General features: G+C 37.8%; 4 protein-coding genes and 1 pseudogene. All 5 read left to right on the forward strand.

The window, feature by feature from the left end; all coding sequences use genetic code 11:
* The first annotated feature begins 127 nt into the window (after positions 1–127).
* Positions 128–1,918, forward strand: coding sequence for a glycoside hydrolase family 66 protein (locus Q8G36_RS17440; protein WP_305161160.1), 1,791 nt, complete (start codon positions 128–130; stop codon positions 1,916–1,918).
* A 159-nt stretch (positions 1,919–2,077) separates the two neighbouring features.
* Positions 2,078–2,944 (forward strand): peptidylprolyl isomerase, encoded by an 867-nt coding sequence (locus tag Q8G36_RS17445; RefSeq protein WP_305161161.1) that lies wholly within the window; start codon positions 2,078–2,080, stop codon positions 2,942–2,944.
* Positions 2,945–3,239: 295 nt separating this feature from the next.
* Positions 3,240–4,436, forward strand: a complete 1,197-nt coding sequence (locus Q8G36_RS17450; RefSeq protein ID WP_305161162.1) for an ROK family transcriptional regulator — start codon at positions 3,240–3,242, stop codon at positions 4,434–4,436.
* A gap of 181 nt (positions 4,437–4,617) precedes the next feature.
* A complete protein-coding gene (locus Q8G36_RS17455; protein ID WP_305161163.1) occupies positions 4,618–10,872 on the forward strand; it encodes a TIM-barrel domain-containing protein in 6,255 nt (2,084 codons plus the stop codon).
* Positions 10,873–11,376: 504 nt separating this feature from the next.
* Positions 11,377–12,558 (forward strand): annotated as a pseudogene (locus tag Q8G36_RS17460) (IS110 family transposase); the annotation flags it as partial.
* Positions 12,559–12,961 lie beyond the last annotated feature (403 nt).

Consider the following 12,961-nt stretch of genomic DNA (forward strand, 5'->3'; position numbering starts at 1 on the left):
CACTCTTTGAATGAAGTATTCTTAAAAAGACCATATACCTTAAGCTGCTAGGAGAAAGAAATTTGGTGTGTTGGTCTAGACATAAATAGTAAAGACACTAGTTGTTAGTTATGGGGAGTTAGATTGTATGCTATCGAAAAAGAAATCAATCGTAATTGTCTTATTTTCTATGATAATGCTATTAATCATCACTGTGGTTGCAATTAAGTCTCTCTTTTTTCAAACGAAACCACAATTAGTAGAAGAAAATAAAATGATTCAAAGTATAACAACTGATAAAGCGTCATATCAACCTAATGAAATGATTCATTTTACGACTAAAGTACCCGCTAAGTATTCTGATGAAATGTTAGAAATCACATACTTTCATTTAAATGATGTCATCTCTAAACAAAAGGTAAAAGTAGAAAAAAATGAGGTGCATTGGACATGGGAGCCACCAGAAGAGGATTTCAAAGGGTATTTAGTCCTTGTACAGTTGGAAACTCAAACTGAACATGATCAGCAAACAGTTGCTGTTGATGTTTCAAGCGATTGGTCAAAATTTCCGAGATATGGATTTCTTTCAAAGTTTCATGATATATCTAACAAAGACATGGAGTCTGTTATTTCCTGGCTAAATCGTTATCACATTAATGGATTGCAATTTTATGATTGGCATTATAAACACCATCAACCTATTAACTTAGAAAACAATGAGTCTGCCGTCCATTGGGAGGACATCGCCAATCGTCCTACCTCGCTGCAGACGATTAAATCATATATTGAGTTAGCCCATAAACGAAACATGAAAACAATGGCATATAACCTTTTATACGGTGCTTTTGCAGAAGCTGAAAAAGATGGTGTCAAAACAGAATGGCGCTTATTTAAAGATCAGCAAAAAAATCAACATGATTACCATCCATTACCAGAGGAATGGAAAAGTGATGTATTTCTTGTCAATCCGGCAAATTCGGAGTGGCAAACCTATTTAATTAATCAGCAAAAAAAAGTTTACGAGACTCTTCCCTTTGATGGATGGCATATTGATCAGCTTGGTCCACGGGGAAATGTATATGACTATAATGGGAAATCCGTGGGGCTCGACGAATCTTTTAAACCTTTTATGGAACATATCAAAAAAGAAACGCCTGATAAACGGATTGTGATGAACGCGGTTAGCCAATATGGTCAAAAACAGCTAGGTGACTCTCCTGTTGATTTCTTATATACGGAAGTATGGGATCAAGATAAATATTATAGTGATTTAAAACGCATGATTGATGAAAACAATCACTATTCAAAAGGGAGATATAATACAATATTAGCCGCCTATATGAATTACGAGTTTTCCAATCAGCCGGGGAAATTTAATACTCCAGGTATATTATTAACGAACAGTGTGATTTTTGCATCTGGTGGTTCACACCTAGAACTGGGAGAACACATGCTGTCAAAAGAATATTTTCCACATGATAATTTAAAGATGAGCAAATCCTTACAAAGCAAGCTCTTGCATTATTATGATTTTCTTGTAGCTTATGAAAACCTGCTTCGAGATAACCTGAAAGAGGTGCCGATCACGATTGCTTCATCTGATTGGGTGCATTTCTCTTCACAGCCGGAACAGGGGAAAATATGGAGCTTCGCAAAACAAAAAGCGAATAAAAAAGTCATTCACTTTATTAACTTCTTTGATGCTACAACATTAGAATGGCGTGATACAAATGCAAATCAAGCAGAACCTCAAAACCGTAAACAGTTAACCGTTCAGCTTGAAGAGACGAAATCTATTAAAAAAGTTTGGATGGCTTCGCCTGACAAGCAAAACGGAGTGCCTATATCTCTAAACTTTAAACAAGAAAATAACAAGGTCATCTTTGCACTTCCTAGTCTTAAATATTGGGATATGGTCGTGATAGAGTATGAACAATAATACAAGAGAATTTCATGGATTACTACTATCTTAGTTTCAATAAAAAAGAGGGTAGGAATACATGAGGATGAACGATGTCCATTTTGAAGTAAGAATTTCAACCTAAAATGATAGGCAAATATAGTCAAAAAAAATGTAAATAAGGTAGGAGTGTTTTGAATGAAAAAAATGTTCGTTTCCCTTGGAATAGTAGGTACAGTTCTTTCTCTTTCTGCTTGTAACCTTAGTGCTTCAGATACAATTGTTCAATCTAAAGCGGGTGAAATTACCAAAGAGGAATTTTATAACGAATTAAAGGCTCAGGCTGGTGACCAAGTTTTAAAACAAATGGTAGAAACGATGGTGCTTGAAAAAGATTACAAAGTGACAGATAAAGAAATTGATGCAAGAATCAAGGAGTATAAGGAACAATTCGGTGGTGAGGAAGGCTTGAAACAGGCTCTTGCGCAAAATGGCATGTCAGATAAGCAAGTCTTTAAAAAAAATGTTGAACGTGAGTTATTGGCTCAAAAAGCAGCAACAGATGGAGTAAAGGTTTCTGAAGAAGAAGTGAAAAAAGAATTTGAGGATAAGTATAAAGAAGAAATTAAAGCAAGCCACATTCTGGTTAAGGATGAAAAAACGGCGAAAGAAGTGCAGGAGAGACTAGATAAGGGCGAGGACTTTGCTCAACTTGCGAGCGTTTATTCAACTGATCCTGGTTCGAAAGACAAAGGCGGTGATCTTGGATATTTTACAAAAGGGAACATGGTTCCTGAATTTGATCAAGTTGTATTTTCACTTGATGTCAATCATGTTAGTGACTCTGTGAAAACAGAATACGGTTATCACATTATTAAAGTAATGGATAAAAAAACAAACACGTTTGAAGACAAGAAAGCAGAAATCGAAAAAGAACTAACATATAAAAAAGCTAAGCCAATTAACGAAGTCATTTCCATGCTTCAAAAAGAAGCTGAAATTACGATCAAAGATAAAGAGTTAGATGAAGCATTAGAGACGACGCAACAACCTGGAACAAAATAAAAGCAAACCTTATTAAAAGACTAGACTGCAAAGCGTTTCTTCGTGAATGCTTTGCAGTCTTTTTAAGTCTCTATAACTCATGTCGTTAGGGTAGATAAGAAAGCTCGTTTCTAGTAGAGCGATAGGAATCCAAGAAAAAAATTCCTTAGGTTCCTTTTGAGACTAAGTCAAAAAGATTGGTAGGATTATGAGGGAGAAATTTTTATTTTTTTGAATTATCTGAAATTTATCTCGTTTCACTGAATGAATTATGTTAAATTTACCATATGAAATGAGGGCAGGGGAGAAGTGTGAGATGAATTTATTTAGAATAGGAAATAAGGAACTTATTAAAGAACTGAACCGTTCCCTCGTAATTGATATGGTTCGCCTGAAAGGAAATATCTCCCGCACTGAAATAGCTAAAGAAACTGGACTAGGTTTATCAACAATTACTAATATTATAGATGAACTTATTAAGGAAAATCTTGTTTCTGAGATTGGAACTGGAGATTCACATGGTGGCAGGAAGCCAGTGTTATTAAAATTTAACGGAGATTTTGGCGTTGTTGTTGGTATGAAAATCGAACCACAACAGGTGAAGATGTGCCTCTCTAATTTGGAAGGAAAGATTTTACACAAACATCACTTTTCATACACTCTCAAGGAAGCAAACAGATTTGCAACGGTTATTATTGAACAACTTGATTCTTTTATCAAACAAAATGAATGCGCTGCCAAATTAGTGGGGATTGGCATTGCTACGCCGGGGTTAGTAGATCGAGAAAGTAATGAAGTGCTCTATTCACCTATATTAAAAGTGGATCATGGGGATTTGAAGCCAATTGGCAAGCACTTTGATGTTCCGTTGATGATCGATAATGATGCGAATGTATTTGCACTCGCTGAGAAGTGGATAGGCCTAGGGAGAGACTATAGAAACTTCATTGGTGTTACGGTTGGAGCTGGTGTGGGGGCAGGAATTGTAATTGATAATATGTTGTTTCGAGGAGACTTCGGTGGAGCTGGAGAGTTAGGGCATATCACTATTTATCAGGGAGACCACCTTTGTTATTGCGGACAGCGAGGTTGTTTAGAATTATATGCTTCTGATGCGTACCTTGTGAATGAGGCTGAGCGAATGGTCTCGATTGGTGTTCCAACATTGTTAGCGTCGTTTACTCCCATTACACCAGAGAGTATCGTAATAGCAGCTCAAAGTGGAGATAGATATGCACAGGAATTGTTGGTAAAGCAAGGAGAAAATCTAGCATTAGGAATTAAGAACATGGTACATCTATTTAATCCAGAAGCAGTCATTTTAGGTGGGGAAGGATTAAGAGAAGGTGATTTTCTACTAAAAGGAATTCAAAAGGAGCTGGCCGTCAACTTTTTCGTCAAGCATCCTCGAAAACTTCAGTTCCAAACCTCACAGCTAGGTGAGGATGTATGGTTAATTGGAGCGTGCGCACTTGTCGTTAGCCATTTATTTAAAGTCCCTATTTACAAATAACAAAGGAAACGACTATTGTTGTATTCTTTGGAATAATTACTTTATTCACTGAATAAAGTATCTGTATATTGCACTGGATTGACTGTGCTTATATTTAAAGGGAGTGTTAATATAAGTATTTTCGAAAGAAAGATGATATAGAAAGTAATATTAAATGAGCGAAAAAATAGGGAGGGAAAACATGCGAAGAAGTAAACACAGACTATTTCAGAAAGCCATGATCCTATCAATTATGATTTCGATGGTTTTATCTGTTTTTAACGTTCGTTCTGGGTTTGCAAGAGATAGTGAGTTTACTAGACAGGGTGCAGGGCCGATGTACTGGATTACATATGAGCATCAATTTGGAAAAGATGTGTTCATGCCAGAACATCGTTTAAAAGATAACGTTGATTGGATGGCCAAAAATTTCCGTCAATACGGTTATGACATGATTAGTACGGATGGATGGATCGAGGGTGCTACACTATTAAATGAAAGCGGTTACGTAGTGTCACATAATGATCGATGGATGAGTGACCCGATTTATATGGATGGCCGCGATAAACCATATCTTAAACCAGGAACATTATTTAACGGTGACTTTGAATACGCGACTACGGAAGGCTGGGATATCAAGGGAAGTGCTGATTCTGGAGTTGATAAGTCCGGTGCTCGTAATAACTTTAAGTTTTACTTTTATAAAAATACCCCTTTTAATGCTACCGCGAGTCAAACAGTGACAGGGCTAGATAAGGATAAAACCTATCATCTATCTGCGTGGGCAACTCTAGGCGATTTTAGCGGGTTAAATCAGTTTTCCGATGAGGCAATTGGCAGTTATGCTGAAATGCGGATCAGCCAGAATGGAGAAGTAGTAAAAAAGGTACCAATCGAGCTAAGTTCAAGTTATAAAAACTATTCACTTGAAGTGGCTTCGATTGGAACGGATATGACAGTTGAATTTGTCATTGATTCCAAACGAGGTAACGCTTCTTTGCAGCTTGATGATATTACCTTTGCAGCTGTAGATTCAGATCAACCTCCAATTCCAGAGGGAAATATTGTAGTAAATGGTGGCTTTGAGCAAGCCGAAACAGAAGGATGGACGTTTGAAGGTGACTTTGCTCACGGCCGAAATGATGACCCTGAAGGAGACAAGTCGTTATGGACTTATAGTGAAAATCCGAACAAACAAATTATTTCTCAAACGATAAAGGATTTGCCAAATGGAAACTACCGTGTCAATTCTAATGCTAAAGGGAAAAATGGTTTTGCCGACAAAGGTGTGGCTGTAGAAATGAAAATTTCTGGATACGATAAAGCTAATCCTGAAGCTAATGTAAAAAAGCCAGTGACTTCAGAAAATTGGTCAGCGTATACAGAGACTGTTAATGTGACTTCAGGTCAATTAAAAATCGAATTTATTGTCGATCCTACGGAAAAACAAGTGCGCGATGCTGGAATTGATGTCGATGGTGTATCTGTTGTATATGACAATTGGCAGGGTTACCCGCATGAGCGTTATCCTGAAGGACATACATGGAAATACTGGGCAGATTATGTGAAAAGCAAAGGGATGAAATTCGGCATCTATTATAATCCGCTTTGGATCAGTCCAGAAGTTGTTAAAAATCCAGATAAATACAAAGTGAAAGGTACAAATACACCAGTCGCTGATCTTGTTATTACAGAGCCACAAGACATTGGCGGCGGAAAAACTCTTAAAGGTGATCGCTTTGATGGCGGGCAAGGGGGAGAAAGAGCCCTTTATTGGTTAAATGTTGACCATCCTGATGCCGAGAAATACTTGAAAGGATATGTCGACTTTTTTGCAGAACAAGGAGCTTCGTATTTACGTGTGGACTTTTTATCTTGGTATGAAAGCGGTTATGATAAAGGGCTGGGCCAAATCGGTACAGGTCATACAAGAGAACAGTATCGCAAAGCACTGCAATGGATGGATGAAGCTACTGAAAAGAATGATATATTCCTTAGCTTGGTTATGCCTGACTTAAATAACCACGGTGAATATGAACAACAATACGGCGATATGATTCGAATTGATGAGGACGCTTTCAGTGGTGGTTGGGAGCATATTAGCGGCCGTAGACAAGAGTGGACAAACAATTGGTCTCAATGGGCCAATCCATTCCAAGGGTTTACTGGATTTGCTGATATTTCGGGTCTTGGATCAATGATAAATGACGGTGACTTTTTAAAGTTAAATACGTTTAAAGGCCGTTATGCCGAGGACGAAAAGAAAACAGCCATATCTTTATTCACCATGGCAGGTTCTCCAATTACCATTGCCGATCAATATGACACAATTGGAGATAATTATAAATATTATCAAAATCCTGAATTGATTGAATTAAACAAACTTGGTTTTGTGGGAAAACCAATCTTTTATTCGAATAAGCATTATAAGAACAATGTAAGTCGCGACAGTGAAAGATGGGCTGGTCAATTACCAGATGGATCTTGGGTCGTTTCTCTCTTTAACCGCAGTGATACAAGCAAAGGGCTATCAATGGATTTCAAAAAAGATCTTGGAATCAAGGATGAAGCTTTTGCCCGCAATCTATGGGAGCATAAGGATCTCGGCTACCGTTCGATGTATTCTGAAATGCTCGAACCTCATGATACGACAGTATTGAAACTAATTCCAAAAAATAATAAGAAAGTATTTCAAACCGAAGTCGCTTCTTATCAAGGAGGAGCCATCTTTGATAATGAACAAATGGGATATGATGGATTTGGCTATCTCACAGGGTTGAACAAAAAAGGATCAAAAGTAACAATTGCCGTTGAAATGCCTGAAGCAGGGCAGTTCCCACTAGCAATAAAATACGGAAATGAAAATGCAGAAACTAGTACCTTATCACTTTCCGTTGATGATAAGGAGATGAACGTAATTGACGAACCGACTACAGTGTCGTTCCCGAGTACCGGAGATAAATGGGGATCTGTCGAACATTCTGTAAAACTGAACAAAGGGGTAAATTTAATCAACTTGGAATTTACAGGTGAAGATATTGGTTCGACAATACTTGATTCCATACAGTTCGGGTCAAGTACAGGCCAGCTCGTTAACGGTGATTTTGAAATGGGAAATGAAACTGGCTGGACAGTCAATACCTTTGGCACAACTGTATGGCATGGTGTGGATAAAAACGATGCTTATGAAGGGTATAAGCAATACTTATATTCTCCTAATGACGGAGGAAAAGCTTCTTCTAAGCAAACAATTGTTGGTTTAAAAGACGGCGAGTATACAGTTTCTGCGATGGCGAAACTAATGCCGCATTTGGATTCGGCATTTGCCGGCGGGGTTGCTAAATTGATTGTCTCACAGCCTGGTAATGAGAATGTTGAAATGAAAATTGAACCAAATCTAAAAGATCCGAATGGTCCTATAAAGCAGAAATGGAACGCGGATGAGTTTGAGTATAAAAAATTTAGCACGGACACGATTACCGTCACGGAAGGTGAATTGACTCTAGAATTTTATATGGAAGCACCTAATGCAGATACATCCTTGCAGCTTGATAATGTGATTCTTCAATCAGCAAACTCTGAAGTGCTTAAGGATGTGGAGGTCAATCTGTATAACAAAGGATTTGAGCAAGGATTCATTGGGTGGAGCCGTACAAATATGGTCAACCAATCGATTGAATCAATAGCTGAAAAGCCATTTGTCCGAATTGCGGGTAAGGAAGCTTATTCATCCGATATTTGGCAATTTGGCAATGCCCCTACTGATGGAAACTATCAATTATCTATTAACACTCGTAAATCTGGAAACTTTGACAATGCATCTTTTTATGTCACTTACTCTGGAGGCACAATAGAAGTTCCTATCCCGGCAAGTGGTGATTGGAAAGAAGTAAGAGTCCCGAATATCCAGTTAATCGCTGGTGAAGTGGTAAAGGTTGGCGTTATCGCAGAAGGTCAGGCTGAAAGTGTTCTTGATCTCGATGGCGTTAAAATGATAAAAAAAGATACATCAGAGCATCAAAATGTTTCGTATTTTGAAAGTTTAGATGCTAGCTCGCCTTATGATTTATCTAATGATGGTAAATCTATCGTATTGAATTCTACTAATCAGGAAAAGGTGAAAGTTGAATTCGTTCAAGAGGATACGGCTAAAATATGGATGGAGCCGAATGGAACATTTAAGAAAAAAGATTCTTTTGTTGTTGATCAAGAGGCAGCAAGTGTAGTCCCTAAGGTAGCTGATAAAAGTGATTATATTTTGATTCAAACAGATAAAATGAGTTTAAGAGCTTATAAGTCTCCATTTAAGCTTGCATACTATGATGCAGCAAATACTAAGATGTTAACGGAGCATAGTGAAGTAAACGGATTAGGTTATGACGGAGATACAGGTATTTATTCTGCCATGAACCTTGATCCAAACGAGCATTTCTTTGGCCTGGGTATGGATCGAGACTCCCAATCATTTGACCGCAGAGGCCATAAGGTCGTGATGAACAACGGTATGAAAGGCGGATATGGCGGAAACACTTCTGATATTTCTGGTACTTTCTTTACTAGTACAAAGGGGTATGGTCTTTACTTTGATAACACCTATGAAAATGTCACATTTGATATGGGTGCCACAGACAGTGGGAAGTATTCTTTCAGTTCACCAAACGGCGAAATGATTTACTACTTTATGGCAGGTGATAAGAAAAGTACTCTTACCAATGTCATGAAAAGTTATGCAGAATTAACAGGAAAGGCACCGATGCCGCCACAATGGGCATTGGGTTATATCCAATCAAAGTATGGATATAAAAGCTGGAATGAAGTAAATAAGGTTGTAGACACGTTCCTCCAAAAAAAAATTCCTTTAGACGGTATGATTCTTGATGTTTATTGGGCCAAAGACAATCATTACTTTGACATGACTTGGTCACAGGCTTTTGCTAATCCAAAACAAAGCATGGAGGAGTTAGCGAAGAAAGGAATCAAGACGGTACCGATTGTTGATCCATACATTCAAGTAACGGCGAACAATTTTAACGAAGGAGATCGTAATGGATATTTTGTTAAAGACGCTTCAGGAAATACAGTTAATTATGACGCTTGGTATGGTAAAGCAGGATTAGTGGACTTCACCAATCCAAAAGCTGTCGATTGGTTCAATTTACAAGTTAAATCCTTACATGATGCAGGTGTGAAAGGGTATTGGATTGATTTAAATGAACCAGAGATTGCAACGGATTCGTTAAGGCACCAATTTACTAAAGGAAGCGCAGCAGAAATTAGAAATGTGTATGCTCTAAACGAAGCGAAAGCGTTCTATAAAGGTCATAGAAGCTACAGTGAAAACCGTTTATGGAGCTTGTCACGTTCCGGGTTTTCTGGAATTCAAGAATACGGAACGACTGTATGGAGTGGAGATATTGATGCGAGCTGGGAGTCCTTTAGGCATAATTTGCAATTAGGATTAAGCTCCTCAATGTCTGGTATGCCTTATTTCACAACTGATATAGGTGGATTTAATGGCAAACCCTCAGCTGAACTCTATACACGTTGGATGCAAGCTGGATCCTTTATGCCAATTTTCCGAGCGCATAATTGCGAATGTGGTGATCCAACGAATACAAGAGAGCCTTGGGCGTTTGGTACGGAAGCAGAAGGCATCGTGAAACAAAGCATTGAACAGCGTTACAAACTGCTGCCTTACATTTATTCAGCAACCAAGCAAACAACTGATGGAAATGTATCATTAATGAGACCACTTGTCATGGAGTACACAACGGATGCAAACGTGTATGGAATTGAAGACCAATGGATGTTTGGTCCAAATATGCTAGTGGCACCGATTTCATTAGAAGGCATTACGAAGAGAAGTATTTATCTTCCAGAAGGTACATGGTATGAATGGAGCACCCAGAAAACATTTACGGGAGGGCAAACCATTGATTATGAGGCAGATTTGTCAAAGATTCCGGTATTTGTAAAAGAAGGGGCGATTATTCCACAGCGTGAGATTCAAAACTATACAAATGAAAAACCAGCATCAACGATAACATTGAAAGTCTATCCAAAACAAAATGGAATAGCTTCAAGCTTTACCTTGTATGAAGATGACGGTCAAACCTACAATTATGAAAACGGTCAATCAGCTGATACTGAGATTGCCTCTGCATCTAATGAGGGGAATGTTACACTTAAAATTGCAGCGATAAAAGGCAGCTTTGACGGACGCATTAAAAACAGAACATGGGCTGCTGAAATAAAAGCTAATGCGGGAGATAGCAGACTTAACTCCGTTAAACGAAACGGCAAAAAGTTAAGATTAGTTGATTCCAAAGAAGCTGTAGAAAAAGGTAACGATGTTTGGTACTACGATTCAAAAACAGATATGGTATTTGTGAAAACAGCAGAGGTATCTACTGCAGAAGCACAAGTGATAACGACTGAATTAAAAGGAAAACGATAAGAGAACAAGACTAGTAAGTCGAAAAATGAAAGGAAGATAGCAATATGCCAAAGCAAAGGTACGAAACTACGATTCGAAAATATAATGTACGATAGAATTTGGGGACAGTCCCCCTCTTACCTAAAGTTTAAAGTGGAATAGCGTAAAAGTGAAACAGAGGGTATAATGCTCTCTGTTTTTTTATCTCATCAATGCGTGGAGTATTTGATTTCGAGTGTTGGAAAAATCTTAGTAATCCTGACGTTTTTCAAATAAACTGTATTAATAATGAAGTGAACTTGGAACGTATATGGGATGAAGATAAAATAATAAAAATCTAATTAAATACATTATTGATCCCGTGAACTAAACTGTTCGCCCCCTACTTGTAGAAACATGTTTGAGGCTGGTTGGGACGTGGATCTAGTATAACAAGCGAAGCTATGACACTACATGGAGGACTAGGGGTACTGGTAAGTAAGTAGAGGAGGAAAAAGCAATGAATCCAGTTGTTGGTCTTGATGTGGTCTTGATGTAGCAAAAGGAGAGAGCCAAGTTCAGGCATTTTTAGACCAATCTAAACCGTATGGGAAGAGCTTTTCAATGAAGCATATCAAAGAGGAATTAGATCATTTATTAGACTTTTTAAAAGAGATTGAAGAGGTGACAGGGCAGATGCCTATGGTCATTTTAGAATCTACAGGGCATTACCATACTCCTGTTATTCAATACTTGGAGGAACAAGGGGTTCTATATATCTTACTAAATCCGATTATTTCTTATCAGGCAAAGAAGACCAGTTTACGAAAGGTAAAAACAGACGCTATCGATGCGTACCAGTTGTGTGTGCTGTATTACAAAGAGGATTTAGAACCTCATAAAATTAGAGGAATTTAGCTTTTAGACCTTCGGAATTTGTCCAGACAACAGGAAATCGTAACGAATATGTATGTGGAAGCTAAACTTCAGTTTCACACCATTTTAGATCAAGTGTTTCCTGAATACCGGAAGGTTTTTGGGGATCTATATTCGAAGGTTTCTTTATTGATGGAATATCCTATTTCAGAGGCTGTATTAACAGCAGGAGAAAATAGACTAGCAGAGAGTGTTATAGAGTTCTGTTCTAGCCGATCCGGTCAATGGGCATGGGAAAAAGCAAAAAAAATAATGGATTCCGCATCTCGGAATCCATTTCAAAAAAACGTGTATGAAAGTAACGTAATCAATCTTCGTATGTATATTGAGTTGCTTTTTCATTACCAGGGACACCTTTCTGATTTGGAAGATCGTATAGTGGCCCTGGCAAATGAACTGGAAGAATATAAGATCATCCAATCGATACCCGGTATCGGCGAAAAAATCGCAGCCACGATTATCTCTGAAATTGGTGAAATCGATCGGTTTAATCATCCGAAAAAACTGGTTGCCTTCGCTGGAGTAGATCCAAGTGTTCACTCATCGGGTAAGTTTACAGCAACCATTAATCGTATGACAATAAGAGGTTCGAGCAGACTACGTCATTCTCTGTATCTTGCCGTACTATGTGGCATAATAAGTTCAAGGAACAAAAAGCTTAAAGAATTCTATGATAAGAAAAAATTAGAAGGAAAACCTGCCAAAGTGTCAATCGTTGCCTGTATGAATAAGTTGCTTCATTGGATTTATGCTTTATTAAAGAGAAAAGAAACATTCCTAGATTTAGCCTAATTAACGGTTTTGTGTAACATTTAATAATAAGTAGGGTTGCAATCCAGCTAAGATTATCGTTGTTTCTTTTCAAATATCTGCTTAATGAAGATCCAATTCCTTTAGCTTTTGTATTAATAATATCAAAAAATTTAATTACTCCTTCTTCATTTAAACAGTGAAAAGCTGGAAGATCAGATTTAACATCGCACTTGTTTCTTTTGTATATACTCCTATTCCCCCTAATCTATGCTGACCATCCATTAGTGAAGCTTTTTTTTTGCATACTATTCTGCCTAAATTTGGACGGATTTTATCATAAGCCTGAAAATCCCACTCTTCACCGAAGTTAAGCAATCATTTCATGCTTTCTACTATCAGTTCAGTAAAAACGAAGTCATATCTAGCCGATTGTGATAATTAA

Source organism: Peribacillus frigoritolerans, from assembly GCF_030676415.1.
Lineage (GTDB): Bacteria > Bacillota > Bacilli > Bacillales > DSM-1321 > Peribacillus > Peribacillus frigoritolerans_A.